This is a genomic window from Streptomyces sp. NRRL S-1022, assembly GCF_000720135.1.
Classification (GTDB): domain Bacteria; phylum Actinomycetota; class Actinomycetes; order Streptomycetales; family Streptomycetaceae; genus Streptomyces.
Map to the genome: position 1 here is coordinate 47109 of NZ_JOIU01000035.1, position 23981 is coordinate 71089.

The following is a 23981-nucleotide window of genomic DNA, read 5'->3' on the forward strand; positions in this document are numbered from 1 at the left end:
GCACTGAGTGCCACGAATCCAGGGCCCGGATGCTACGTTCCCGTCCATGAGCTCCAGCAGCGCGGCGCCGGCCGCGAAGCCGCCGATCCGGGACGCCCTGGTGGGGGCGGCCTTCCGGCTCTTCCTGGAACACGGCTACGAGCAGACCACGGTGGACGACATCGTGACCCTGGCCGGGGTCGGCCGGCGTTCGTTCTTCCGGTACTTCCCCTCCAAGGAGGACGTGGTCTTCCCCGACCACGAGCGCTGCCTGGCCGACATGACCGCGTTCCTGGCGGCGGGCGGCCCGGAGCACGATCCGGTGCGGCGGGTCTGCGACGCGGCCCGGCTGGTGTTCGGGATGTACGCCGAGAACCCGACCTTCTCCGTGCAGCGCTACCAGCTCACCCGGCAGGTGCCGGGCCTGCGGGCCTACGAGCTGTCGGTGGTGTGGCGCTACGAGCGGGCGCTCGCCGAGTACCTGCGCGCGCGGTTCGCGGGGCGGCCCGACGGGATCCTGAACGCCGACGTCATCGCGGCCGCGGTCGTCGCCGCGCACAACAACGCGCTGCGCTCCTGGCTGCGCTCGGACGGCGAGGACGACCCGGGCGCGGCCGTGGACCACGCACTGGGACACGTGCAGCGGACGTTCGGCCGGACGGCCGCCACCCAGGCGGCCCCCTCGCCGCCGGCCACCGCGACGGCCGCCGCCTGGCTCGGCCCCGCCGGCGCCGGGGCGGGACCGGCGCGGCCCGACGACGTGGTGGTGCTGGTCGCCCGCCGGGACGCCCCGTTGTGGCGGCTGGTGCAGGAACTGGAGACGGCGCTCGGCCGCGGCTGATCCGCGAACCCTCCCTGGCGCAAATTCGGGGTACGGAGTGCCTTTACGAGTGACACTCAGTGCCATAACCTGACGGCGTGCGCGGTGGCACGGCAACCGCGCACATGTGTGCCCGGTCTGCGCCGGGTACGCGGGATCCGGCCGAGCGCAGGGAGTTGACCAGCGTGTACCACCACTCAGCAAGCACCTCGCATCCGGCGGCCGGTTCCGCTGCGGGTGTTCTCGATCCCGCCGCGGACTCCAAGGACGCCATCCTCTTCCAGCGCTGCACCTGGTGCGGCACCGCGATGTACCACCGGCTGCTCTGTCCGGTCTGCCAGGGCAGCGAGCTGCGCACCGAGCGCAGCGAGGGCGTCGGCACGGTCCGCCACTCCACCGTGGTGCACCGCAACACGCCCGCGGCGCGCAATGTGTCGCTGGTGGAGATGGCCGAGGGGTTCGTCGTCCGGGGCCGGGTCATGGGCCCGCCGGTCGGGATCCACAGCGGCGACCGGGTCCGGCTGTCCACCGCCAAGGACCCGGTGCGCGGCGAGCCGGTCTTCCAGCTGCTGGACGAGCCGTACCGGGCCTGGACCTGACCGCCGTACCCCGCGCCGCACCCGGGACCAACCCGGTTGCCGTCGGGCCCTGTTGAACGGCGCCCCGCTCGTTCCCCGATGTGATCGACCACCTCTCCTCCACAGGCAACCCACAGCCTCCCCTTTTCATCCTCCCGGGGCGAGGGACGCCCGGGAGGGCCGGGACGTCCGTGGTCGGGGTTCGAGGAGGAACTGTGGTCCGTGCCCGGCGCATATGGGTGACCGCCGCCGCGTTGCTCGCGGTGGCGGGGGCATCCCCGGGAGTGGCTCTCGCCCACTCCCGACCGCCCGCGACACCAGGCGTGTCGACAGGGGACACGCCGTTGCCGCCGGGATGGCGGCTGACCGGCGGCGGCTCGGCACCACAGCTGGTGTGGCGCTCGCGGGGGCCGGTGCCGATGGGGGACGCGCGAGTCGAATTCCGCGCCGGGGAGAGGCTGTTGGGCGTGCCGCGGCCGGCCGCCGACGGGCACACCTTCCGGCTCCCGCTGGACGGACGGCGGGCGACCGGGCTGCGGGGGCTGCAAGTCTGGTCCGGCGGACGGCGGTTGGACGTCCGGGAGCCGGCCGCCACCGCGTCGGCGCCCCGGTTGCCGGCCCCGCTGCCGGCGAACGGCGTGGACCCGGGCAAGCCCGGCGCGTACCGCACCAGGACCGGCGAGTACGGGCTGAAGTCCGTGCGGCTGCCGGGCTTCGCCAAGCCGGTGGAGATGCGCGCGGTGGTCGTCGCCCCGGTCGGCGCCACCGGCAAGCGGCCGCTGGCCCTGTTCCTGCACGGCCGCCACTACACGTGCTACAAGGGTCATGACGAAAGCAGCGGTACCTGGCCCTGCCCGGCCGGTACCAAGCCGGTGCCGAGCCACCGCGGCTACCTGCGGGACCAGCGACTGCTCGCCTCCCAGGGCTATGTGACCGTGTCGATCTCGGCCAACGGGATCAACGGGCAGGACTTCGCGGCGGAGGACGGCGGCGCGCAGGCCCGTTCGTCGCTGGTGCGGCTGCACCTGGCCCGCTGGGCCGACTGGGCCGAACACCCCGGCACCGCACCGAAGGTGGTCCGTGAGGCGCCCCGCGCCGACCTGTCGCGGGTGCTGCTGGTCGGGCACTCCCGGGGCGGCGAGGGTGTCAACCGGGCCGTGCTGGACAGCCTCGCCCCGCCGCCCGCCGACCAGGACGGCTACCACGGGCCGGTGCGCTGGACCATCCGGGGCACCGTCCTGATCGGCCCGACCGTCTTCGGCCAGAACCCGGTGCCCGACGTGCCCTCGGTGACCATCCTGCCGGGCTGCGACGGTGACGTCTCCGACCTCCAGGGCGAGGTGTACGTCGACGGCACGCGCGGGGTCGGCGCCGGTGCCGCGCTGCACAGCGCGGTGTACGTGATCGGCGCCGACCACAACTTCTTCAACTCGGAGTGGACGCCCGGCCAGGCCGCGGCTCCCGCCGAGGACGACTTCTACGACGATCCGCAGCACCCGGACAAGGTGTGCGGCAAGCGGGCGGCGACCCGGCTGACCGCCGACCGGCAGCACCGGGCCGGCTCGACGTACATCGCCGCGGCGGCACGCCTGTTCCTCGCCGGGGACGACCGGGTACGGCCGCTGCTGGACGGCTCCGGGAAGCGGGCGCCGTCCGCGGACCCGGCGCGGGTCCTCACCCACGCGGTGGGTGCCCGCCGCTCCGGCGGCTTCCTGCCCGACGGCGGGGTGTCGGTGAGCGGCGGCACGCTGTGCGCCGCGGTGGACCCGAGCCCGGCCAAGGCCTGTCTGGGGCAGGGCGCCAAGGGGGCCTCGCCGCACTTCGCGCAGTGGGAGGTCGGCCCGGAGGCGGGCCGGCACGCGATCGCGCTGCACTGGACGCGCACCGGCGCCCCGGCCCGGGTGACCGTGCGCAAGCCGGTGTCGCTGTCCGGCGCCAAGGCCCTCGCGCTGCGGCTGTTCGTGCCGCCGAACTCCAGGGGCACGCAGCTGGACGTGTCCCTCACCGACACCGCCGGCAAGAAGGCCGAGCTCGGCCGGGTCACGCTGGACGGGCTGCCCGGCAGCGAGCGGACCGCGTCCTACTGGGCGCGGGAGATCCGGGTGCCGTTGCCGGCGGCCGGCCGCTCCGGACCGGACCTGGGCTCGGTCAAGTCGCTCGAACTGACGCCGCGTTCGCCGTCGGGGCGGGCCTGGCTCATGGACGCGTGGGGCTGGCGGCCGGGGACGCCGGCGGTGCGGACCGAGGCGCTGCCGCGGGTCGACCTCGGCCGGACGACCGTGCAGGAGGGTGACTCGGGTGTGCGCACCTACCGGGTCCCGGCACGGGTGACGGGCCGGGGCGGCAGTGGTCAGGTCCGGGTGTACGTCGTCGACCCGGCCGGCGGCAAGGCCACCGACCGGCTGGTGACGGTGCGGCCGGGCGGTCAGGACATCGACGTACCGGTCCGGGTGAAGGGCAACACCCGGTACGGCACCGACGTGTCGTACGACGTGCTGGTCAAGGCGGTCCGCGGTGCGGTCGTCGGTTCCTACCGGGGCGGGATCACCGTCCACGACGACGATCCGGCGCCCACGATGACCGTCACGCCCGTCGCCGGCGAGGTGACCGAGGGCAAGTCGCTGACATGGCGGGTGTCGCTGTCCGAGGCGGTCGACGTGGACATGGGCGCGCTGTTCGCGGTCGCGCCGGCCACCTCGCCCGAGGTGTCCACCAAGGACGTCCCGGCGAACTGGCTGCGGGAGATGAGCGGGGAGAAGCCCGACCCGGAGCGTCCGCTGTCCAAGGTGAACGGGCTCTACCTGTGGGCGGACATCCCCGCGGGGCGTACCAGCGCGGACATCACCCTGCCGACGGTGAAGGACGGGGTGCGGGAGTCCACGGAGTCGGTGCGGTTCCGGCAGGCCGACCCGGGCACCGGTGAGCCGCGGACCGGCGGCCTGGAGCTGAAGGGTTCGGTGCGGAACGCGTCGTAGGACGCCCTGCCCGGGTGGCCCTCACTCCCCGAGGGTCACCCGGATCCCGACCGTGCCGTCCAGGCCCCGTCGCAGGCGGCTGCCGAACAGGGTCAGGCGGCCGAGGACGCCGTACTTGCGGGCGATCAGCTTGCGGTAGCGGGCGGTGGTGGCCGCGTCGGCGATCTCGGCGGTGGCCGGCTTCTGGTCGCCGGTGGGGTTGCCGCGCACGTCGCAGGGGCCGACGAGGACGTCGGGACGGCGCCGGATCCGCTTGACCTTCCAACTGCCGGCGACCGTCCACACCCCGAGGGCGCCGCCGTCCCGGACCACCCACACCGGGGTGGCGACGGGGGTGCCGTTCTTGCGGAAGCTGGTCACCAGCAGGTACTTGCCGGAACCGAGCCGGTCGAGCCGCGTGTCGTCCATACCCGCAGTCTAGGAGGCGACGCGCCGCGGGAGGAGGGCCGGACCGGCGCCGAGCGCGACGCCGGCGAGCGGTGGGCAGCCGCCCGCCCCGGCGCGCGGCGCGGGCGGCTGCCCCGGCAGGCCGTCGCCCGGCTACCGTTGCCTCGCATGACGGCCACCGGGATCGACATCACCGAGGACCTGGTCCGGGAACTGCTGCGCGAGCAGCACCCCGACCTGGCGGACCGGCCCCTGGAGCTCGGAGCGCTCGGCTGGGACAACCAGGTGTGGCGGCTCGGCGACGACCTCGCCGTCCGGTTGCCCTGGGCGACGCGGTCCGCGGACGCGCTGCTGCGCAAGGAGCACGCCTGGCTGCCGCGCCTCGCCCCGCACCTCCCGCTCCGGGTACCCGTCCCGCAGCGGCTCGGTGAGCCCTCCGGACGGTTTCCCCGGCCCTGGCTCGTCACCACCTGGGTCCCGGGCGAACCCGCCGACCGCGCCCCCGCCACGCGCGCCGCGGAGGCGGCCGTCGCCCTGGCCGCCTTCCTGACCGCCCTGCACCGCCCCGCCCCCGACGGGGCGCCCGAAGGCCGGGACCGGGGTGGCCCGCTGGCCGGCACCGCCGGAGACTTCGCCCACGGGCTGGCCTCGGCCACCGAACTGGGGCTGGTGCGCGACCCGGACGCCGTCCGCGCGGTCTGGGAGGACGCCGCCGCCGCGCCGGACTGGGCAGGTCCGGCACTGTGGCTGCACGGCGACCTGCATCCGGCCAACATCCTGACCACGGACGGCACCTTCTCCGGCGTGATCGACTTCGGCGACCTGTTCGCCGGCGATCCGGCCTTCGACCTCGCCGCCGCCTGGATCCTGCTGCCGGACGGCGCCATCGACCGATTCCACGCGACGTACCGGCCGGGCCCGGACGCCGCGACGCTGCGCCGCGCCCGCGGCTGGGCAGTGCTGCGCGCCCTCTCCTGCCTCCACATCGGGCACGCCGGCGTCCACGGCCGGCCCGGGGGCAAGCCCACGTGGGGCCCGCCCGCGCACGCGGCACTGCGCCGCCTCACCGCAACCGTCCGCCCGTGAGCAGCGGGTCCGGGAGGGGCGGCGGTCGACGCATCCGTACGCCGGCCACCGCGTCCGGTGCTACGGCCAGTTGTGCATCGTCAGCGGACCGGTGCCGTCGAGGTAGCCGAGCAGGCCGGCCCTGGGGTACTCGATGATGTCGTCGGGGAGGCCGTGCACGGGGAACCAGGTGAGCGCCAGGCACTTGCCGGGTTCCTTGTTGACGGGCTCGCCCTCCCAGGCGAGGGCTTCGAAGAAGAAGCCGATCCGCTCCCCTTCGGTCTCCTGGCGGTGGTGGACGACCTGGACGAGCCGGAGATCGTGCGGGGCGACGGTGATCCCGGTCTCCTCGAACAGCTCGCGGGCGGCGCCGGCGTGCAGCGGCTCGCCCCGGTCGAGCTTCCCGGACGGCATGTGCCACCGGCCGTAGCCGTACGGGCTGCCCCGCCGGGACAGCAGGATCAGGTCGTCGTCGCGGACGATGACGTGGGTGTCGATGACGGGTGCTGCCGGCTGTCCGCTCATGTCCCCATGGTGTCGGTCTCCGGCGGGATCACGACGGACGGCGAGCTCGTACGGGTCCCCCTCATCGGCTCCCGGCCGGGGGCGCGCCGGAGCCGCGCCGGTCGCTGCCCCTGGCTCCGGTGTCCCTCGGCAGCGTCAGATCCGCACGTCGGGCGACCTGTTCGGGCTCCGCCGGGCGTGGGAGCACCCAGCCCGGTGTCCAGGTGCCGGCGGCGTCGAGGCCGGTTGTGGTCGTGGCGAGGTGGGCGCGCAGGGCGGCCAGCGCCGGGTGGGCGTTGTCGCGGTGCCAGAGGAGCGAGTGCGGGTAGACGGGCGTCGGGTCGGTCACCGGGATGCGGCGCAGGCCGTGGCCGGCGGGCCACACGAGACGCGTCTGTGCGCCCATGAACGTGGCCAGGGCCGGGGTGTCGGCGACGGTGTCGAGGAGCGCGTCGGAGCCGAAGTTGGGGCCGGTCGCCTCGATGGTGAGGCCGAACTCGGCGACGAGGTCGTCGTAGTAGGCGGCCCACTCGGTACCGGGGACGACGCCGGGCATCCAGATCCGGTGCCCGGCGAGCTCGGCGAGGGGCACGGACCTGGCGCCCGCCAGCGCGTGGGCGGGGCCGGTCAGGAGCTGGAGCGGTTCGTCGAGCACCCGGACGGACTCGATGTCCTCCGGAAGGGGGTGGCCGGGTGCGGCGACGGCGCGGAAGGAGGCGTCGATCTCACCGGAGCGGATCGCGGCGAGGGCCGTCTCGATGTCGAACAGCCACAGCACGTCGAGATCGATCCCGGGGTGCGCGCGGTGGAAGCCGCGCATCAGGCCCGAGCCCGCGCCGCGCGAGGCGATCACGTCGACGCGCAGCGGACGGCGGCCGGTGCGCACGGAGGCGACCGCGCGTTCGCCGATGCGCAGCAGCTCGCGCGCGTGGGGCAGGAACGCCTGCCCGTCGATGGTCAGCCGGGCGCCGCGCGGCGTGCGGGTGAACAGGCGCACCCCGAGGTGGCGCTCCAGCGCGGCGATGCGTTTGGAGACGGCCTGCTGGGTGATCGCCAGCTCGGCGGCGGCCTCCTGGAACCGGCCCGCGTCCGCGGCGGCGACGAAGGTACGGACGGCGTCGAGGTCCATGCCGGCAGCCTACGGCCACAACGATCGGTTGTGCCTGGCGGCTCCGCGGTTGTTTGATCTCCCGGTGCCGTGCTCGCTTGGATGGTTCCGGTCGCGGATCGGTTGTACGGGTCGAGGGACGGGGGCGGCGGGCATGCGGAGCGGGCACCGGCTGGGACGGCGGTTCGGGTGGCTGTGGGCGTCCTACGGGACCAGCGCGCTCGGCACGTGGCTCGCCTTCGGCGCCTTCCCGCTCATCGCCCTCCGGGTGCTGCACGCCGGTCCGGCGGAGGTCGCCGCGCTCTCCGCGGTGGGGACCGCGGTGGGCGCGGCCGTGGCCGTGCCGCTCGGCCCGTGGGTGGAGTTCCGCCGCAAGCGGCCGGTGCTGATCGCGACGGACCTGGTGCGGTGCGCGGCGCTGCTGACGATCCCCGCCGCGTTCACGCTCGGCGCGCTCACCTTCCTCCAGCTCCTGCTGGTCTCGGTCGTCGTCGCGGCGGCCGACATCACCTTCCGCGCCGCCTCCGGCGCGTACCTGAAGACGCTGCTGCCGGCCGGGGACCTGCTCGTCGCCAACGCCCGGTTCGAGTCCACGGCCTGGTCGACCACGATCCTCGGACCCCCGCTGGGCGGTGCCGCGACCGGGCTGCTCGGCCCGGTGGTGACAGTGGTGGCCGACGCGGTCAGCTACCTGCTCTCGGCCCTGGGCATCCGTGCGACGGGCGGCCAGGAGCCCCCGCCGGAGCGCCGGCAGGCGGCGCGGATGCGGGCCGGGGACCTGCTCGACGGCTGGCGGTACATCCTCGCCGACCCGACGCTGCGTCCGCTGTTCCTCAACACCGCCCTGTTCAACGGCCTGGTGATGGCCGCCGAGCCGCTGCTGGCCGTGCTCATGCTCGGGCGGCTGCACTTCGCACCGTGGCAGTACGGCCTCGCCTTCGCCGCGCCCTCGATCGGCGGGCTGCTCGGTTCCCGGCTGGCCCGGCCGCTGGTCACCCGGTTCGGGCAGCACGAGGTCCTGCTCGCGGCCGGGGCGCTGCGCGCGCTCTGGCCCGTGGGGCTGGCGTTCCTGGGGCCGGGCACCGGAGGGCTGCTGCTGGTGATGGGCGTCGAGCTGGGGCTGATCTTCTGCTGCGGGGTCTTCAACCCCGTCTACGCCACCTACCGCCTGCGACGCACCCCGGCCGACCGGGTCACCCGCACGCTCTCCGCCTGGCAGGTGACGACCAGGGCCTCGACCGCGCTCCTGACGGCCCTGTGGGGGGTGCTGGGCAGCGTGCTCGGCCCGCGCACCGCCATCGGCCTGGCCGGCGTGCTCCTGCTGGCCACCCCGCTCCTGCTGCCCCGCCGCACCTCCGCCGCGGAGCCGGCACCCAGCCGTGCCTGACCGGCCTGACCGGCCTGGCCGGACCGTCCCGGTCTTCCGCGGTGGTGTGGGCCGCGGGGCAGCTGCGCGCTGCCGTCGGCCGGCGCCGTGCGGCATGCTGGTCGTGGGGCTCGGGACGAAGGGCTGTGGTGTGGGCGGAGACGGGGCCGGCGCGGCGCACGAAGCGTGGGAGGCGGTGGCGGAGGGCCGCTCGCGGGAGGTGGCCTGCGACGAGTCGGGGTCGGACGGGGAGAACCTGGCCGGCGGGAACACCGAGGTGTTCGCGCACGCGAGCGTGGCCCTGCCGGTGGACGCGGCCGCGGAGTGCGTCGGGGAGATCCGGCGCCGGATCCGTTCGCCCGCCGCGGAGTACAAGGCGGGCCACCTGCTGCGCGAGAAGCACCGGGCGGTGCTGCTGTGGCTGCTGGCCGAGGGCGGCCCCATCCACGGGCGGGCCCATGTGCACCTGACCGAGAAGGCGTTCCTCCTCGTGGACCGGGTCGTCGGGCTGTTGTCCGCGGACCCGGTGGACGCCGCCGCGCTGTACCGGCAGGGGCCGGAGGTCTTCGGCGCCGCGGCCTGGCGGGAGTTCCTGGTGGCCGCGAACCGTCTGCTGCGGGTGCGCCCGGGCGGGGCGGGGGACGCGGGCGGGGAGGGGTTCTTCGCGGCCGTCGACACGCTCGTGCGGGCGGCTGCGGGCACGCGGGCCGCGTGGGTTGCGGGCCGGCCGGCTGCGTACCGGGCGCGGGCGGAGGCCTACCGGACCCGGGTGCGGGCCGCACCGCCGCTGTTCCCGGTGCTCAATCCGCTGTTCCCGGCGATCCGCTGCACGGCCGCCCACTGGAGCGCGGACGGGCGGCCGGTGCTGCTGGTGCACGATCAGCAGAACGCGCTGACGCCGGGGCGGATCGCCCGGATCGTGCAGTCGGCCCGGCGGGACGGGATCGCGCTCGGCGGGCTGCGGCTGGTCGACTCCCGGGACGACGCCCGGGTGCAGATCGCCGACTTCCTGGCCGGGGTCGCCCGCAGGATCGCCTCCGACGAGCTGGCCGGCGGCGGTGACCCGGAGCTGGCGGCGTGCCTGCGGCCGTACGTGGACGCGCGGTCGGTGTGGGGCGACGCGCGCAGCTGGGCCCGGCTCGCTCCGGCGGCGGAAATCCCGGGGCGGTCGGCGGAGATCAACTCGGGCGTCTAGATTGCGTCTTGCACGGTGCATCTCTTCACCCTTCAGGTATCCAGGAGCTGACCCACGTGACCGACAACCCGGCAGCCACCAACGACGTGGCCGTGTCGCTGCGCGCCCGCATCAACACCGGCCAGCCGCACACCGCCCGGATCTGGAACTACTGGCTCGGCGGCAAGGACAACTACGAGGTCGACCGCGCGGCCGGCGACCAGATCCGCCGGCTGCACCCGGGCATCGGGGAGTACGCGCGCGCCGACCGGCTCTTCCTGGGCCGCGCCGTGCGCCACCTGGTCGGCGAGGTGGGCATCCGGCAGTTCCTGGACATCGGTACCGGGCTGCCCACGGCCGACAACACGCACGAGGTGGCGCAGCGGATCGCGCCGGAGTCCCGGATCGTGTACGTCGACAACGACCCGCTGGTCCTGGCACACGCGCGGGCCCTGCTGACCAGTACGCCGGAGGGCCGTACCGACTATCTGGACGAGGACCTGCGCAATGTCGACGCGATCCTCGAACACGCCGCGCAGACGCTGGACTTCAGCGAGCCGGTGGCGCTGATGCTGCTCGGCGTGGTCATCTTCATCGGCGACGAGGAGGACCCGTACGGTCTGGTGCGGCAGTTGACGGACCGGCTGCCGGCGGGCAGCCATCTGGTGCTGTCGCACACCGTCACCAGCCCGTCGATGCCGGACGTGGACGAGGCGGTGAAGTTCTGGAACGAGCACGGCACCCCGAAGCTCACCCAGCGCACGCCCGAGGACGTGGCCCGGTTCTTCGACGGTCTGGAACTGCTGGAGCCGGGTGTGGTGTCCTGCTCGCGGTGGCGCCCGCAGGACGCGTCCGGTGCCGAGCCGGCGGAGGTCGCCATGTTCGGCGGGGTGGCCCGGAAGATCTGAGCCCGGCCGTCGGTGAACGCCGCCGCCCCGGGGCCCGTATGGAGATGCGGGCCCTCGACGAACCGGGGGCTCCGCGGTGCCTGTGGGGCAGCGCGCGTTCGGGTTCGGCTTCGGGAGCCATGCATGCGGCACGCACGACGACGGGTCGTCCGGCGAGTGACACGGCTGGCGGCGGTCGGCGGACTCCTCCTGGGGGGCGCGATGGTCGCCCAGGCGGCCATGGCGAGCGAGCCTCCGCCCGCCTCCGCCCGGCCGTTCGCCGCCACGGACGACCCCGGTGCCGCGCTGGTGGCGCGGCTCGGCACGGCCCGTACGGCGGGCAACTGGATCGGTGCGGACGGGCGTCCGGTCGTCGCGGTGACCGACGAGGCCGCGGCGCGGGCGGTGCGGCGGGCCGGGGTGCGCGCGAAGATGGTGCCGCACAGCATGAACGAGCTGAAGTCGGCGACGGCCACGCTGCGTTCGGCGCCGCGGGTGCCGGGTACGGCGTGGGCGGTGGACTACCGGACCAACCAGGTCGTGGTACGGGCGGACCGCACGGTGTCCGCCGGCGACTGGTCCCGGCTGACCGGGGTCGCCGCGAGGATCGGCGGGTTCGTGCACATGGAGCGGACGAAGGGCACGTTCACCACCCGGCTGAACGGCGCCCAGCCGATCCTGTCGACGGGCGGTCGCTGCTCGGCGGGGTTCAACGTCACCAACGGCCGGTCGGACTTCATCCTGACGGCCGGGCACTGCGGGCCGGCCGGGTCCACCTGGTTCGCCGACAACCAGGGCGATCAGCAGCTCGGCCGGACGGTGAACAGCTCCTTCCCGGGCAGCGACTTCTCGCTCGTGCAGTACGCCGCGGGCAAGGCCGGTGCGGGCGCCGACGTCGTCGCGATCGGCGGCGGCAAAGGGGTGCGGATCACCGGGGCCGCCGATGCGGCGGTCGGGCAGCGGGTGTTCCGCAGCGGCAGCACCAGCGGTCTGCACGACGGCCAGGTCACCGCGCTGAACGCGACGGTCAACTACCCGGAGGGGACGGTGACCGGGCTCATCGAGACCACGGTGTGCGCGGAGCCGGGCGACAGCGGCGGCCCGCTGTTCTCCGAGGGCATCGCGCTCGGCGTCACCTCGGGCGGCAACGGCGACTGCACGACGGGCGGTACGACGTTCTTCCAGCCGGTGACCAAGGCGCTGACGTCACTCGGGGTGCGGCTGATCGTGTCGGCGCAGAACGCGGGCGGCGCGCCGGGCGGTGCCTCCTCCCCCGCGTCGTCGGCGCCCGCGAACCAGGGTGCGGCGGCCCCCAGCGCGGCCTCGCCGGGCTCCTCGGCCCCGGTGACGGGCGCGTCGGAGGGCAGCACCCTGCTGGCGCGGCTGACGGACACCCGGAACATCGGGCCGGGGCTGCTGGTCATCGCGGGCAGCCTGATCGCGCTGGTGGCGACCCGGTTCATCCGGGCCGAGCAGGACCGCAAGGCGTACCAGCGGTACTACTCGGCGACATGGGGCTGACGGAACGGCCGAGGGTACGACGAGAAGGGCACCCGTGTGCTCACGGGTGCCCCGGACGGTTCGGCGTGGCGCGGGCCGGTCAGGCCGCCCGGCGCCCCCGCGGGGCCGCGGCGGCCCACTCCATCACGAGGCGCTGGTACTCCGCGCGCTGCTCGGTGGTCAGTGTCCCGCCCGACCGGCGCCACAGGGCCCGGATCTCCTCGTTGACCTCCGCGGCCGATCGCTCGGAGGCGGTTGCAACAGTGGTGGACATGCTGTGAAGCATATGCCGAGCGACGTGAAGGCACTGTGAGTAAGTACCCGCGATACGGACATTTCGGACCGTGTTACTCATCACGTCAATGTGTCAACCGGAGGCGGGAGTTCATTTCGCGCGCGTTCACCTCGCGCCCGTAGGCGCCACCCGCCGCGCCCCGCCGGGCCTCCTCGCGAGCGAGTCGGCACGGCAGGGCGGGGTGCGGGCTCAGGTGCCCGGCTTGCGGCCGTAGACGAAGACGTCGTCCCCGGTCCTCAGCAGCGACCAGTACTTCTTGGCGTCCTTGGTGGTCATGTTGACGCAGCCGTGCGAACCCGGCGGGTTCCACATGCTCAGGCCCACCGAGTGGAAGGCCTGGCCGCCGTCGAAGAACTGGCTGTAGGGCATCGGCACGTCGTAGATGGTCGAGCGGTGGTCGATGTCCCGCCAGTAGATCTTCTTCAGGCCGGTACGGGTCTCGTAGCCGTCACGGCCGGTGCGCACCGGCACCGGGCCGTAGACGAGCCGGTTGCCGTCCTGGATCCAGCTGAGCTGGAGCGTGAGGTTCACGCAGGCGGTCCGGCCCTTGTTCACCGGGCACTTGCCGTCCTTGTTCGGCTTGCTCCCGACCGCCTTCTGCTTGTTCATGAGGTCCATCACGCCCCATGTCAGAGGGCCGGCGTAGCCGATGTTCGGCATGATGCCGTGCTTGGTCTGGAATGCCTGGACCGCCTTGCAGTCGGCGGCGGACTGCCTGCCGTCGACCGGCCGGCCCAGGAACTTCTCCACCTGCTTCTGGTACGGCCCCGTCCGCGTGGTGCAGCTCGCGGCCTGGGCCGGCGTCGCGGTCAGCGCCAGCGCGAGCGGCGCCACCAGTCCCGTGACCCCCAGCGCGACCACGCCTCGTCTGCGTATGACCCCCATGCGTCCTCGTCCCCTTCCCCTTTTTCCGTCCGTTCGCCCGGGCCTCCCCCGGTCCTCACCGGCGCGGTTCCCTCGGTCCCGACTACTAGACCCGGCCGGGCGGCCGAGGGTTGTGGTTCCGGTCGGGCTGTGACGAAACGGTGAACTTCGGCCCGTACGGCGCTCAGGGCGTCCAGCACTCCCGTAGCAGCCCGACCGCCCGGGTCAGGGTGTCGGGTGTCGCCGTGAACGGCAGCCGCAGGTGGCGGGCCAGGGTGGTGCGGTCGGCGGTGAAGCGGGGTCCCGGAGTGATCGCGAGGCCGCGTGCGGCGGCCCTCGCCGCGAGGTCGGTGGCGAGCGGGCCGGCGTCCCCGAGGTGCAGCCAGAGGGTCAGCCCGCCCGCCGGGACGGTGTACGTCCATCCCGTGCCGGCGAGCAGCGCGGCGAGGTGGTCGCGCTGGGCGCGCAGCCGGGCGCGCCGGTCGGCGAGCAGGGCGGGCAGCGGTGCGCCGAGCAGTTCGGCGGCGATGAGCTGTTCCAGGGGCGGCGGTGCCAGCTGGGCCTGCAGCGGGGTGAGCCGCAGGTCTCGTACGAGGTCCGCGGTGGCCCGGATCCAGCCGACCCTGAGGCCGCTCCACAGGGTCTTGCTCGCGGAGCCGATCTGGATGACCCGCGCCCCGGCGAGGTGGGGCTCGGTGCCGGGCGGTGTTCTCAGGTCCAGGTCGCGCATGGTCTCGTCGGCGAGGACGGTCAGCCGGTGGCGGTCGGCGAGCGCGGCGAGCGTCCGGCGGGCGGCGGGGTCCATGTGGGCGCCGGTCGGGTTGTGGAAGTCGGGGACCAGGTAGGCGAGCCGCGGGCGGTGCCGGCGTACGGCGGCTGCGAAGTGGTCCAGGTCCCAGCCGGCCGGTGCCGTCACGGGGACCGGCAGCAGGCGGGCCCGGCGGGCGCGCAGCACGGCGAGGGCCCCGGGATAGGCGGGGTTCTCCACCACCACGGGTGCCCTGCGGTCGGTGTGCAGGTGGTCCAGGAGCAGGGTGAGCGCGGCCTGGGCGCCGGCGGTGACCAGGATCTGCTCGGGGCGGGTGGCGAGGCCGGCACGGGTGTAGCGGTCCGCGATCAGCTCGCGGAGCCGGGGCAGGCCGGCCGTGGCGACGCCGGAGTCGACGAGCAGGGGCGCGCAGCGTTCGACGGCGCGGGCGAGTGCGGCGCGGTAGGCCTCGTGGGGTGCGGCGGTCACCGCGAGGGTGAGGTCCAGGCCGGCGTCGGGGGCGCCGCCCCGGTCCAGGGACCAGGGGGTGGTGCGCTCGGTGAGGCGGGCGGGCAGCCGTACCGCGCTGCCGCTGCCGTGCCGGGTGTGCAGCCAGCCGTCGGCGCGCAGCAGGCCGAGCGCGGTGACCACGGTGCCGCGGCTGAGGCGCAGGGTGCGGGCCAGTTCCCGTTCCGAGGGCAGCCGGGTGCCGGCCGGGAGCCGGCCGTCGACCACGGCGTCGCGCACCGCCGCGGCCAGGGTGCGGGCGAGGGGCCCGGGGCGGGCGCGCCAGTCACCGAGGGCGGCGACGAATCCTGTGTCCACCGGTCCATTTTCGCTGGTCCAGTTGTGGTGAAGTGGACCAGGTGGCGGATGCCGTCGCGGTCTACGCTGCGGCGCATGGACCGTACCCTCGCCGATGATCTCTCCCGGCTCCCCGAACTGCTGCAGGCCGCCCGCGATCTCGCCGTGCGGGAGGCGGCGGGGCTGGCCGAGCGGCCGGTCGCCGCACCCGGGGCCCCGCCGGGGCGGGCCGCGCTCCCGGACGCGGGCGCGGGCGGTGACGGCGCGCTCGCCCGGTTCGCCGAGCGGTGGGCGCCCGGCTTCTCCGGCTCCGCCGGGCCGCGCTACCTCGGCTTCGTCACCGGCGGCGCGACGCCCGCGGCCGTCGCCGGGGACTGGCTGACGTCCGCGTTCGACCAGAACCTGTCCGGGGCGGGCGGGTCCTGGGCGCAGGAACTGGAGCGGGAGACGGTGGCGTGGCTGCGCGAGCTGTTCGGGCTGGGCGAGGCGCACAGCGGGGCGTTCGTGACGGGTGCGACCATGTCGAACACGGTCGGTCTGGCGATCGGCCGGGAGTGGGCCGGCGAGCGGCTGGGCGTGGACGTCTCCCGGGCCGGCACCGCCGCGCTGGGCCCGCTCGACGTGCTCTCCGGCAGCCCGCACTCCAGCATCACGAAGGCGATGTCGGTACTGGGCCTGGGCCGGGACCGGCTCCACCGGGTGCCGCTGCTGCCCGGCGGCCGGGAGGCCGTAGACGTCGCCGCGCTGGAGGCGGCGCTGGCCGAGCGGGCCGGCCGGCCGGTGATCGTCGTCGCGAACGCGGGCACCGTGAACACCGTCGACTTCGACGATCTGCGGGCGATCGCGGCGCTGAAGGAGCGGTACGGCTTCTGGCTGCACGTGGACGCAGCGTTCGGTGCCTTCGCCGCGCTGTGTCCGGAGCACGCCGGCCTGGTCGACGGGCTGGACGCGGCCGACTCGGTCTGCGTGGACCTGCACAAGTGGCTCAACGTCCCCTACGACGCGGCCGTCCAGTTCACCCGGCGGCGTGATCTGCAGGTGGCGGTGTTCCACAACGACTCGCCGTACCTGGGCGGACCCGAGGGCGAACCGGACTTCCTGCACCTGACCCCGGAGAACTCGCGCCGGCTGCGGGCCCTGCCGGCCTGGTTCTCGCTGGTGGCCTACGGGCGGGCCGGGCACCGGGAGATCGTGGAGCGCAGCGTGGCGCTGGCCCGCCGGCTCGGCGCGGGCGTCGACGCGCTGCCGGGCCTGCGCCTGCTCGCCCCGGTCCGGCTCAACGTGGTCTGCTTCACGCTCGCCGGGGACCCGTCACCGCAGCGGGTGGCGGCGCTTGCGCGGGCGGTGGCGGACTCCGGGGAGGCGTTCGTGACGCCGACGGTGTACGGCGGGGTGCCCGGGCTGCGTGCCGCGTTCAGCAACTGGCGCACCACCGAGGCCGACACCGACCGGGTGCTGCGGGTACTGGCGGCGGCCTCGGGCTGACGGTCAGCCGGAGCGTCGTACGGCCGTGTGGAAGCCGGTGTGGACGGCGGTCAGGCCGCCGTCGACGACGAGGCTGGTCCCGGTGATCCAGGCGGCGTCGCGGGAGGCGAGGAAGGCGACCGCGGCGGCGATGTCCTCCGGCTCGCCGACCCGGCCCAGCGGGTACAGGGCGCGGACGGCGTCGAGGTCGTCGTCGCGCCCCTCCCAGGCCGAGGTGCGGACCGTGCCCGGCACCACGAGGTTGACCCGGACGCCCCGGGCCGCGGCGTGCCCGGCGAGGGTCCGGGTGAGCGAGCCCAGGCCGGCCTTGGCGGCGCTGTAGGCGTGGTTGCCGAAGTCCTGCAGGCCGTTGACGGAGCCGATGCTCACGATCGCCCCGCGTCCGGAGGCGGCGAGGTGCGGCAGCGCGGCGCGGCAGCAGCGGTGGGCGCCGGTGAGGGTGACGTCGAGATCGCGGGCCCAGGCCTCGTCGGGGTCGTCCTCGTAGCGCGGGACGTCCGGGCTGCAGTGGGCGGCGCTGTTGACCAGCACGTCGAGCGAGCCGAACGCGGTGACGGCACGGGCGACGGCCGCCTCGACGGCGGTGCGGTCGGCCACGTCGCAGGCGACCGCCTCGGCCGTCAGGCCCTGCCCGCGCAGCGCGGCGGCGGTCCGCTCGGCCTCGGGCAGGTCCCGGTCGGCCACCAGCACCCGGCCGCCCTCCTGAGCGAGCCGCCGGGCGACGGCCGCGCCGATGCCGCGGGCGCCGCCCGTGACGAGAACTCCGTGTCCTGCGAAGCGAGTCGGATCAGTCATGGGCCGACGGTACGGCTCCGCGGGCGCCCTTTCACCGGTATCCGGTGACGTCCGCCGGTCTGCCCGCGTCCTGTACCTCGGCCAGGTACCGCCAGGCGTCCGGCCGGCTGCCGTCGAGGTCGGTGAAGCCGTACTCCCGGGCGAGGCCACCGCTGGAGAGGGACCGGCCGTTGAACCGGGCCACGCCGGGGTCGGCGGCCAGGGCGGCGACGGCCCGGCCGGTGTAGCGCGGCGTCTCGGAGATGGCGAAGTGGGGTTCGCGGCGCAGGGCGTCCCGCCAGTTCTCCTCGCGGACGCCGTACGCGTCGAGCATGTGCTCGGAGCGCATCCAGCCGGGGGTGAGGGCGACGGCGGTGGCGCCGCGCGGGCCGAGTTCGTGGCCGAGGGCGAAGGCCATGCGCAGCACGGACGTCTTGGCGAGGTCGTAGAAGAAGTTCACGCGGTAGGTGTCGCGGTTGTACTCGGCGGTGCCGTCGGTGACCTCCACGACCAGGCCGCCGGGGCGGCGCAGCAGCAGCGGCAGGGCGTGGTGGCTGGTGACGGCGTGGGTCTCGACGGCGAGCCGGAGCAGCCGGAGCCCGTTGTCGAGGTCGTGCTCCCACACGGGGGTGTCCCACTCGAACAGGTTCTCGCCGCCCCAGATGTCGTTGACGAGGACGTCGAGGCGGCCCTGCTCGGCCGCGACCCGGTCCACCAGGTCCCGTACGGCGGACGGGTCCAGGTGGTCGGCCGGTACGGCGATGCCCTGTCCGCCGGCCGCGGTGACGAGGTCGGCGGTGTCCTCGATGGTCTCGGGACGGCCGTACTCGGAGCGGTGGGCCCGGGTGCTGCGGCCGGTGACGTAGACGGTGGCGCCGGCCGCGCCGAGTTCGACGGCGATGCCGCGTCCGGCGCCCCGGGTCGCCCCGGCGACCAGCGCCACCTTGCCTTCGAGCGGTCCTGACATGTCCGGCCTCCTGTGCGGTACGACTGCTGTCGTCGTCCACCGTCCCCGGGAAGCCGGACACCTGCTGTCGGGATTCGCGCGTGCTCCCGCCCGGCGCGCTCCGCGGGGCTCAGTGCCCGCGTCGGATCCATTCCTCCAGGTGGGGGGCCTCGGCACCGATGGTGGTGCCGTCACCGTGGCCGGTGAGGACCTTGGTCTCCGGCGGCAGGGTGAGGAGGCGGTCGCGGATGGAGTCGATGATGGTCGGGAAGTGCGAGTAGGAGCGTCCGGTGGCGCCGGGGCCGCCCTGGAAGAGGGTGTCGCCGGTGAAGACGGTGCCGAGGCCGGGGTCGTACAGGCAGACGGCGCCCGGGGCGTGACCGGGCGTGTGCAGGACGGTGAGGTCGGCGCCGGCGGCCTCGATGACCTGGCCGTCGAGCAGATGCCGGTCGGGGTCGCGGTGCGGGTGGGTCTGCCTCCACAGCGGCAGGTCGTCGGGGTGCAGCCAGATGGTGGCACCGGTGAGATCGGCGAGCGCCGGGGCGGCGTTGACGTGGTCGTTGTGGGCGTGCGTGCACACGATGGCGGTCAGGCGCCGGTCGTCGACCGCGCGGGCGATGGCCTCGGCGTCGTGGGCGGCGTCGATGACGATCACCTCCCGCTCGTCGCCGACGATCCACACGTTGTTCTCCACGTCCCAGGTGCCGCCGTCGAGGCTGAACTGTCCTGCGGTGACGAGGCGTTCGATGCGTACGGTCATCACAGCACCACCACCGAACGCAGCACGTCACCGTGGTGCATCCGCTCGAACGCCGCCTCCACCTCGTCCAGTCGGACGGTCTCGGTGACGAACGCGTCGAGCGGCAGGCGGCCCTGCAGGTGGAGGTCGATCAGCATGGGGAAGTCCCGGGTGGGCAGGCAGTCCCCGTACCAGCTGGACTTCAGCGCGCCACCGCGGCCGAAGACGTCCAGCAGGGGCAGTTCGAGCTTCATCTCGGGGGTGGGGACGCCGACGAGGACGACGGTGCCGGCGAGATCGCGGGCGTAGAAGGCCTGCTGGTAGGTCTCCGGGCGGCCGACGGCATCGATGACGACGTCGGCGCCGAAGCCGCCGGTCAGCTCACGGATCGCCTCGACCGGGTCGGTCTCCTTGGAGTTGACGGTGTGGGTGGCGCCCAGCGTGCGGGCCTTCTCCAGCTTGCGGTCGTCGATGTCCACCGCGATGATCTTCACCGCGCCGGCCAGGTTCGCCCCGGCGACGGCCGCGCCGCCGACACCGCCGCAGCCGATGACGGCGACCGCGTCGCCCCGGCCGATGTTACCGGTGTTGACGGCGGCGCCGATGCCGGCCATCACGCCGCAGCCGAGGAGGCCCGCGACCGCCGGGGAGACGGACGGGTCGACCTTGGTGCACTGGCCGGCCGCGACGAGCGTCTTCTCCGCGAACGCGCCGATCCCGAGGGCCGGGGACAGCTCCTGGCCGGTGGCGGCGAGGGTCATCCTCTGCCGCGCGTTGTGGGTGTCGAAGCAGTACCAGGGCCGGCCGCGCAGACAGGCCCGGCACCGGCCGCACACCGCACGCCAGTTGAGGATGACGAAGTCCCCCGGGGCGACGTCGGTGACGCCGTCGCCGACCGACTCCACCACACCGGCGGCCTCGTGGCCGAGCAGGAAGGGGAAGTCGTCGGAGATGCCGCCCTGTTTGTAGTGCAGATCGGTGTGACAGACCCCGCAGGCCTGGACGCGTACGACGGCTTCGCCGGGTCCCGGGTCCGGCACCACGATCGTCTCGACCCGAACGGGCTCGTTCCTGCCCGGTGCGATCACGCCGCGTACTTCCTGCGCCATGGTCTGGTTCCTTCCGTCGAATACCTACGCCGCCGACCCTACGCGCGACCGGGGGGCGGCGGGACGGTCCACGACGGTGGCCGTGGATCTTTGCGCCACCGGTGGCGGACAGCGCGAAGGGCCGTCCCGGCCGGGACGGCCCTTCGCGCGGCAGCCGCGGTCAGTGGATGCCCTGGACCAGCCCGAGCAGGGGCGCCGCGGGGGCGATGACCTGCTCCAGCTGGTTCAGCTGGTTCAGCTCGCGGAGGTGTTTCAGCTCCCCCACCTGCTCGCTGACCCGCGGGACGCGGCCCTTGTACGGTGCCGGGATGTCGGCGCCGGCGAGCGAGTCCAGCGTGCTCAGCGCGCCGAGCCCGCCGACGAGCGGTGCGCCGGTGCCCGCGGCGCTCGCCTGCGGTGCGGCGAGACCGGCGATCCCGGCGGCCAGACCGACGGCGGCGACGATACGTCGTGTTGAGATCATGTCCCTGCAACGGCCGCGGGCCCCGGCCGGACACGGGCGGCGGGCGGCGCTCACCCGTGAGGCGGAGGGCGACGGCCGGGCTTGCCGTGGCCGCCGGGGCGGAGGACGCTCGGAGGTGGGGCCCGTGCGGGCCGTTCCTGGCCGGGCCGCGGGCGCCTGAAGGAGGTCACCATGGGTACCGCGACGGGGTCCGCTTTCGACACCGAGACACTGCGCCGGGCCATCGAGGGCAACACCGGCAACAACCTGCTGTCGCTCTACGCGGACGACGCGGAGATCCGCATCGTCGACCGCAACAACCAGCCCAGTCATCCCACGGTCCTGCACGGCCGGAGCCAGATCGCCGAGTTGCTGGACGACGTCTACAGCCGCGACATGACCCACAAGCTGGACCGGTGCGTCATGCAGGGGGACCAGGCCGCGTACAGCGAGTCCTGCGAGTACGCGGACGGCACCCGGGTGCTCGCCGAGTCGATGGTCACCCTGCGGGACGGCAAGATCACCGATCAGCTCATCGTCCAGGCCTGGGACGAGTAGGGCCGGCGGGTACGGCGAGCGCGGTCCCGGCCGGAGGTCCGAAGGCCGTGCGCGCGCTCGGTTACGCTGTACGCGGGCCGTGACTGGCGCTGAGGTGGAGCACCACCGGGGAGCGGTCCGTGGTGGTTGCCGCGCGCCTGGGCGAGGAGAGTCGATCCAGCTCAGGAGTGTGCAGCATGACCCAGGCCCGGCTGATGGACGGCACCGCGCTCGCCCGCCGCATCGTCGAGGACACGGCGAGGAAGGCCGCCGGTGTCACCGAGCGCACCGGTACCGCGCCGTGTCTCGCGACCGTGCTCGTCGGCGAGGACCCGGCGTCGGTGACGTACGTCCGCATGAAGCAGAACCGCTGCCGCAAGGCCGGCATCGAGTCCCGGCACGTGGCGCTGCCCGCGAGCACCACGGCCGGGGAACTCGTCGGCACGCTGCGGGAGTTGTCGGACGACCCGGGGGTGCACGGGATCCTGCTCCAGCACCCGGTAGGCGACCACATCGACGAGCGGGCCGCGTTCGAGGCGATCGCGCCGGAGAAGGACGTGGACGGCGTCACCTTCGCCTCGTTCGCCACGATGAGCTTCGGGCTGCCGGGCTTCGTCTCCTGCACGCCGGGCGGCATCGTGCGGCTGCTGGACGAGTACGGCGTCGACCCGGCCGGGAAGCGGGCCGTGGTGGTGGGCCGCAGCGCGATCCTGGGCAAGCCGGTGGGGATGCTGCTGCTGGCCCGGGACGCGACCGTCACGTACTGCCACTCGCGTACCCGGGACCTGTCGGCGGCGGTCCGCGAGGCCGACATCGTCGTGGCCGCGGTGGGCCGGCCGCGGCTGATCCGCGGACAGGACATCAAGCCGGGCGCGGTCGTCGTCGACGCGGGCTACAACGCGGGCAACGTCGGTGACGTCGACTTCGACTCGGCCGTGGAGCGGGCCGCGCTGATCACCCCGGTGCCGGGCGGGGTCGGTCCCATGACGATCGCGACGCTGCTGGAGCAGACCGTGACGGCCGCCGCCCGGCAGCTGGGGGTGTGACGGGCGGGCGGCCCGGTCAGCGCATCCAGGCGCTGTACTCCCTGACGTCCCCGGCCTGCACACCGTAGGCCGGGTCGTCGCGGGTGAAGGTGGTCTCCAGGCCGAGGACGGCACCGGTGCGCGCGTCGAGGATCAGCATGCGCCGGCTGCCGCCGCCCTCGTACACGTACGCCTGCCCCGGGCGGCCGAGGCGGTCCGTCACCTGGCCCGCGGGCCGCAGCCCCTTCGCGTCCGCGAGGACCCGGACCAGGGCCGCGGACTCGCGGGCGCCGAGGGTCCAGCGGTCCAGCAACTCATCGACGGCTCGCAGGAGTTCGGGGGTGCTCGGGGAGCCGGTGCGCACGGCCTCGGCGAGGTAGGCGCGCAGGGCGGCCGGGGTGTGCGGCGGGGCTGCCTCCGGCGGGGCGTCGCTCCAGCTCGGCGGGTACGTGGTCCGGCTCAGGACGTGGCCGTCGGCCACCAGGCCGGGCTCGCCGCCGGTGTCGGTGAGGACCGGGCGGCCGGGACGGCGCGGGTCGGTCGCCACGACCAGCTCGGTGTGGCTGTCGTCCGCCCGCCAGCGCACGACCCGCTCCTCGGGCAGGGTGACGGGCGGTTTCCCGTCCGCCATGCCGAGGCTCCACGTCTGCACGTGCGTGCCCTTGCGCAGTCGCGGTGCGCCCCCTGCCGCGGCGGCGTCGGCCAGTTCGGCCAGCTGCGCCAGTGGTACGGGCGTGGAGTGCGCGCGGACGGCCAGCGGCCGGGGCGCGGCGAGAGCGGGCTGCGTGCTCGGCCCGCCGAGCAGCGCGGTGGCGGCGGTCGCCACGACGACCCCGGTGGCGGCCAGCCCCCACAGCAGCCGCGACCCGGGTGCCCGGCGCGCCGGCCGCCCTTCCTCCAACAGGCGCTCCAGTCCCCGCTCGGCCCGGTGATCCAGCGGTCCGTCCCCGAAGCGGGGCGCGTCCCCGGGAACCGGATTGGCACGTCGAAGAAGGTCGAGTTCATCGGTCATGTCGGGGTTCCTCGGACAGGCAGGCGTCGACGGTGGCCAGACCCGGCCCGGCAGGCGCTTGAGCCGCCGGTGTCACAGGGCGCAGGCGGGCTATCTCCTCGCGGAGGCGGTGGCGGGCGCGGTGGAGGCGCATGGCCGCCGCGCGGCGGCCGCAGCCGAGGGCGATCGCGATCTCCTCGGCGCCGAGTTCCTCCCAGGCGGCGAGGCGCAGGATTTCCTGGTCGGCCGGGGAGAGCCGGTCCAGGGCCTCGTGCACCCAGGCACCCGGCGCCTCCGTTCCGGGCCCGGCCGCGACGTGCCGGCCGTGCGCGGCCTCGTCGTTGCCGAGCCGGTCCACCAGCCGGCGCCGCCGCCCGTAGCCGCGTACCGCGTTGGCCAGGCAGTTGCGGGCCACCCCGTACAGCCAGGGCAGTGGCGCGGCCGGCAGGTCGGCCCGACGCCGCCAGGCGACCGTGAACACCTCCGCCACCACTTCCTCCACCTCGTCGGCCCGCCCCTGAAGTCGCCTCGCGACATAGCGGCTGACCGCCCAGTAGTGCGCGCGATAGGCAGCGGCGAAGATCTCGTCGTTGCTCATGCCCGGTTCGTGTCCGGCACCGGCCGGATCGTCACACCCTTCTCCCGTGATGCTCCTCGCGTCGTCCGAGTGTGACCCCCGGGCCGGGCGCGGACACAGGCGGGGCGTGAAGAGGATCAGAAACAGCAGGGCCGTGCGATGGCTCACCAGCACCGACCACAAGACGATCGGCACGCTCTACTTGGTCACCTCGTTCGCGTTCTTCCTGATCGGCGGCGTGATGGCGCTGCTGATGCGCGCCGAGCTGGCCCGCCCGGGTCTGCAGTTCATGTCGAACGAGC

General features: G+C 74.5%; 24 protein-coding genes, 1 pseudogene and 1 riboswitch. Of the genes and pseudogenes, 12 read left to right on the forward strand and 13 right to left on the reverse strand.

All coding sequences use genetic code 11. The features are described from left to right. Window positions 1-46: 46 nt before the first annotated feature. The 3 genes from IG05_RS0136460 (at window position 47) to IG05_RS0136470 (ending at window position 4352) form a co-directional block, all read left to right on the forward strand. On the forward strand, window positions 47-820 hold the full coding sequence (locus IG05_RS0136460) for a TetR family transcriptional regulator (protein WP_030348391.1): 774 nt from the start codon (window positions 47-49) through the stop codon (window positions 818-820). Between the two features lie 164 nt (window positions 821-984). Beyond that, a complete protein-coding gene (locus tag IG05_RS0136465) occupies window positions 985-1398 on the forward strand; it encodes a Zn-ribbon domain-containing OB-fold protein (RefSeq protein WP_030348392.1) in 414 nt (137 codons plus the stop codon). Window positions 1399-1592: 194 nt separating this feature from the next. Continuing rightward, window positions 1593-4352, forward strand: a complete 2760-nt coding sequence (locus tag IG05_RS0136470) for a hypothetical protein (RefSeq protein WP_030348393.1) — start codon at window positions 1593-1595, stop codon at window positions 4350-4352. Window positions 4353-4373: 21 nt separating this feature from the next. Here IG05_RS0136470 and IG05_RS0136475 read toward each other — a convergent pair whose 3' ends face one another. Continuing rightward, window positions 4374-4760 carry a PPOX class F420-dependent oxidoreductase gene (locus IG05_RS0136475; RefSeq protein WP_030348394.1) on the reverse strand — a complete coding sequence of 129 codons (387 nt, stop codon included), beginning with the start codon at window positions 4758-4760 and terminating at the stop codon, window positions 4374-4376. 147 nt (window positions 4761-4907) lie between these two features. On the opposite strand from IG05_RS0136475, the gene IG05_RS0136480 reads away from it, so the two are divergent. Next, window positions 4908-5825: an aminoglycoside phosphotransferase family protein gene (locus tag IG05_RS0136480; RefSeq protein WP_030348395.1), complete on the forward strand. Its 918-nt coding sequence runs from the start codon at window positions 4908-4910 to the stop codon at window positions 5823-5825. A 60-nt stretch (window positions 5826-5885) separates the two neighbouring features. Here the strand turns inward: IG05_RS0136480 and IG05_RS0136485 are convergent, their stop codons facing one another. Together IG05_RS0136485 and IG05_RS0136490 are read right to left on the reverse strand one after the other, a co-directional pair. After that, on the reverse strand, window positions 5886-6329 hold the full coding sequence (locus IG05_RS0136485; protein WP_030348396.1) for an NUDIX hydrolase: 444 nt from the start codon (window positions 6327-6329) through the stop codon (window positions 5886-5888). 61 nt (window positions 6330-6390) lie between these two features. Further along, the gene (locus IG05_RS0136490; RefSeq protein WP_078894742.1) at window positions 6391-7437 is read right to left on the reverse strand and encodes a LysR family transcriptional regulator; all 1047 of its coding nucleotides are present in this window, start codon (window positions 7435-7437) and stop codon (window positions 6391-6393) included. A gap of 133 nt (window positions 7438-7570) precedes the next feature. Between IG05_RS0136490 and IG05_RS0136495 the strand changes: the two genes are divergently transcribed. From IG05_RS0136495 to IG05_RS0136510, 4 genes are all read left to right on the forward strand, one after another. Next, window positions 7571-8803, forward strand: a complete 1233-nt coding sequence (locus IG05_RS0136495; protein ID WP_030348398.1) for an MFS transporter — start codon at window positions 7571-7573, stop codon at window positions 8801-8803. Between the two features lie 199 nt (window positions 8804-9002). Then, window positions 9003-9977 carry a hypothetical protein gene (locus IG05_RS0136500; RefSeq protein ID WP_078894752.1) on the forward strand — a complete coding sequence of 325 codons (975 nt, stop codon included), beginning with the start codon at window positions 9003-9005 and terminating at the stop codon, window positions 9975-9977. Between the two features lie 56 nt (window positions 9978-10033). Further along, window positions 10034-10864, forward strand: coding sequence for an SAM-dependent methyltransferase (locus tag IG05_RS0136505; RefSeq protein WP_030348400.1), 831 nt, complete (start codon window positions 10034-10036; stop codon window positions 10862-10864). Between the two features lie 123 nt (window positions 10865-10987). After that, window positions 10988-12364, forward strand: a complete 1377-nt coding sequence (locus IG05_RS0136510) for a S1 family peptidase (RefSeq protein WP_030348401.1) — start codon at window positions 10988-10990, stop codon at window positions 12362-12364. Window positions 12365-12443: 79 nt separating this feature from the next. On the opposite strand, the gene IG05_RS0136515 is transcribed toward IG05_RS0136510, so the two are convergent. From IG05_RS0136515 to IG05_RS0136525, 3 genes are all read right to left on the reverse strand, one after another. Then, window positions 12444-12629: a hypothetical protein gene (locus IG05_RS0136515; protein WP_030348402.1), complete on the reverse strand. Its 186-nt coding sequence runs from the start codon at window positions 12627-12629 to the stop codon at window positions 12444-12446. A gap of 198 nt (window positions 12630-12827) precedes the next feature. Continuing rightward, the gene (locus IG05_RS0136520; RefSeq protein WP_030348403.1) at window positions 12828-13523 is read right to left on the reverse strand and encodes a L,D-transpeptidase family protein; all 696 of its coding nucleotides are present in this window, start codon (window positions 13521-13523) and stop codon (window positions 12828-12830) included. A 163-nt stretch (window positions 13524-13686) separates the two neighbouring features. Beyond that, window positions 13687-15075, reverse strand: a complete 1389-nt coding sequence (locus IG05_RS0136525; protein WP_037815408.1) for a PLP-dependent aminotransferase family protein — start codon at window positions 15073-15075, stop codon at window positions 13687-13689. Window positions 15076-15150: 75 nt separating this feature from the next. Here IG05_RS0136525 and IG05_RS0136530 point away from each other — a divergent pair, with 75 nt between their 5' ends. Continuing rightward, window positions 15151-16539: a pyridoxal phosphate-dependent decarboxylase family protein gene (locus IG05_RS0136530; RefSeq protein WP_030348405.1), complete on the forward strand. Its 1389-nt coding sequence runs from the start codon at window positions 15151-15153 to the stop codon at window positions 16537-16539. 3 nt (window positions 16540-16542) lie between these two features. Here IG05_RS0136530 and IG05_RS0136535 read toward each other — a convergent pair whose 3' ends face one another. The 5 genes from IG05_RS0136535 to IG05_RS0136555 all read right to left on the reverse strand — a co-directional run bounded on the left by IG05_RS0136535 (window position 16543) and on the right by IG05_RS0136555 (window position 20570). After that, complete coding sequence (locus IG05_RS0136535) at window positions 16543-17334, reverse strand: SDR family NAD(P)-dependent oxidoreductase (RefSeq protein WP_030348406.1); 792 nt, start codon at window positions 17332-17334, stop codon at window positions 16543-16545. A gap of 31 nt (window positions 17335-17365) precedes the next feature. After that, window positions 17366-18280, reverse strand: coding sequence for an SDR family oxidoreductase (locus tag IG05_RS0136540; RefSeq protein WP_030348407.1), 915 nt, complete (start codon window positions 18278-18280; stop codon window positions 17366-17368). A gap of 109 nt (window positions 18281-18389) precedes the next feature. Continuing rightward, on the reverse strand, window positions 18390-19019 hold the full coding sequence (locus tag IG05_RS0136545) for an MBL fold metallo-hydrolase (protein WP_030348408.1): 630 nt from the start codon (window positions 19017-19019) through the stop codon (window positions 18390-18392). Next, complete coding sequence (locus IG05_RS0136550) at window positions 19019-20107, reverse strand: S-(hydroxymethyl)mycothiol dehydrogenase (protein WP_030348409.1); 1089 nt, start codon at window positions 20105-20107, stop codon at window positions 19019-19021. Before IG05_RS0136550 ends, IG05_RS0136545 begins: the two co-directional genes overlap by 1 nt. Before the next feature lie 160 nt (window positions 20108-20267). Beyond that, entirely contained in the window at window positions 20268-20570 is a 303-nt protein-coding gene (locus IG05_RS0136555; protein WP_030348410.1) for a hypothetical protein, read from the reverse strand. Between the two features lie 171 nt (window positions 20571-20741). Between IG05_RS0136555 and IG05_RS0136560 the strand changes: the two genes are divergently transcribed. Both IG05_RS0136560 and IG05_RS0136565 read left to right on the forward strand, forming a co-directional pair. Further along, window positions 20742-21107 (forward strand): nuclear transport factor 2 family protein, encoded by a 366-nt coding sequence (locus tag IG05_RS0136560; protein ID WP_030348411.1) that lies wholly within the window; start codon window positions 20742-20744, stop codon window positions 21105-21107. A 69-nt stretch (window positions 21108-21176) separates the two neighbouring features. Further along, window positions 21177-21257, forward strand: a riboswitch (ZMP/ZTP riboswitch). Window positions 21258-21283: 26 nt separating this feature from the next. Continuing rightward, complete coding sequence (locus tag IG05_RS0136565) at window positions 21284-22132, forward strand: bifunctional 5,10-methylenetetrahydrofolate dehydrogenase/5,10-methenyltetrahydrofolate cyclohydrolase (protein ID WP_030348412.1); 849 nt, start codon at window positions 21284-21286, stop codon at window positions 22130-22132. 16 nt (window positions 22133-22148) lie between these two features. Here the strand turns inward: IG05_RS0136565 and IG05_RS0136570 are convergent, their stop codons facing one another. After that, complete coding sequence (locus tag IG05_RS0136570; protein ID WP_030348413.1) at window positions 22149-23123, reverse strand: CU044_5270 family protein; 975 nt, start codon at window positions 23121-23123, stop codon at window positions 22149-22151. After that, the gene (locus IG05_RS0136575; RefSeq protein ID WP_051790647.1) at window positions 23113-23700 is read right to left on the reverse strand and encodes an RNA polymerase sigma factor; all 588 of its coding nucleotides are present in this window, start codon (window positions 23698-23700) and stop codon (window positions 23113-23115) included. Before IG05_RS0136575 ends, IG05_RS0136570 begins: the two co-directional genes overlap by 11 nt. A 106-nt stretch (window positions 23701-23806) precedes the next feature. On the opposite strand from IG05_RS0136575, the pseudogene IG05_RS47290 reads away from it, so the two are divergent. Beyond that, a pseudogene (locus tag IG05_RS47290) lies at window positions 23807-23981 on the forward strand (cytochrome ubiquinol oxidase subunit I); the annotation flags it as partial.

Excerpts from the sequence above, each read along its gene's own strand:
- IG05_RS0136460 (WP_030348391.1), top strand. The coding sequence starts at position 47 with ATGAGCTCCAGCAGCGCGGCGCCGGCCGCGAAGCCGCCGATCCGGGAC.
- IG05_RS0136475 (WP_030348394.1), bottom strand. The coding sequence starts at position 4,760 with ATGGACGACACGCGGCTCGACCGGCTCGGTTCCGGCAAGTACCTGCTG.
- IG05_RS0136480 (WP_030348395.1), top strand. The coding sequence starts at position 4,908 with ATGACGGCCACCGGGATCGACATCACCGAGGACCTGGTCCGGGAACTG.
- IG05_RS0136485 (WP_030348396.1), bottom strand. The coding sequence starts at position 6,329 with ATGAGCGGACAGCCGGCAGCACCCGTCATCGACACCCACGTCATCGTC.
- IG05_RS0136490 (WP_078894742.1), bottom strand. The coding sequence starts at position 7,437 with ATGGACCTCGACGCCGTCCGTACCTTCGTCGCCGCCGCGGACGCGGGC.
- IG05_RS0136495 (WP_030348398.1), top strand. The coding sequence starts at position 7,571 with ATGCGGAGCGGGCACCGGCTGGGACGGCGGTTCGGGTGGCTGTGGGCG.
- IG05_RS0136510 (WP_030348401.1), top strand. The coding sequence starts at position 10,988 with ATGCGGCACGCACGACGACGGGTCGTCCGGCGAGTGACACGGCTGGCG.
- IG05_RS0136515 (WP_030348402.1), bottom strand. The coding sequence starts at position 12,629 with ATGCTTCACAGCATGTCCACCACTGTTGCAACCGCCTCCGAGCGATCG.
- IG05_RS0136520 (WP_030348403.1), bottom strand. The coding sequence starts at position 13,523 with ATGGGGGTCATACGCAGACGAGGCGTGGTCGCGCTGGGGGTCACGGGA.
- IG05_RS0136530 (WP_030348405.1), top strand. The coding sequence starts at position 15,151 with ATGGACCGTACCCTCGCCGATGATCTCTCCCGGCTCCCCGAACTGCTG.
- IG05_RS0136535 (WP_030348406.1), bottom strand. The coding sequence starts at position 17,334 with ATGACTGATCCGACTCGCTTCGCAGGACACGGAGTTCTCGTCACGGGC.
- IG05_RS0136540 (WP_030348407.1), bottom strand. The coding sequence starts at position 18,280 with ATGTCAGGACCGCTCGAAGGCAAGGTGGCGCTGGTCGCCGGGGCGACC.
- IG05_RS0136545 (WP_030348408.1), bottom strand. The coding sequence starts at position 19,019 with ATGACCGTACGCATCGAACGCCTCGTCACCGCAGGACAGTTCAGCCTC.
- IG05_RS0136550 (WP_030348409.1), bottom strand. The coding sequence starts at position 20,107 with ATGGCGCAGGAAGTACGCGGCGTGATCGCACCGGGCAGGAACGAGCCC.
- IG05_RS0136555 (WP_030348410.1), bottom strand. The coding sequence starts at position 20,570 with ATGATCTCAACACGACGTATCGTCGCCGCCGTCGGTCTGGCCGCCGGG.
- IG05_RS0136560 (WP_030348411.1), top strand. The coding sequence starts at position 20,742 with ATGGGTACCGCGACGGGGTCCGCTTTCGACACCGAGACACTGCGCCGG.
- IG05_RS0136565 (WP_030348412.1), top strand. The coding sequence starts at position 21,284 with ATGACCCAGGCCCGGCTGATGGACGGCACCGCGCTCGCCCGCCGCATC.
- IG05_RS0136570 (WP_030348413.1), bottom strand. The coding sequence starts at position 23,123 with ATGACCGATGAACTCGACCTTCTTCGACGTGCCAATCCGGTTCCCGGG.
- IG05_RS0136575 (WP_051790647.1), bottom strand. The coding sequence starts at position 23,700 with ATGAGCAACGACGAGATCTTCGCCGCTGCCTATCGCGCGCACTACTGG.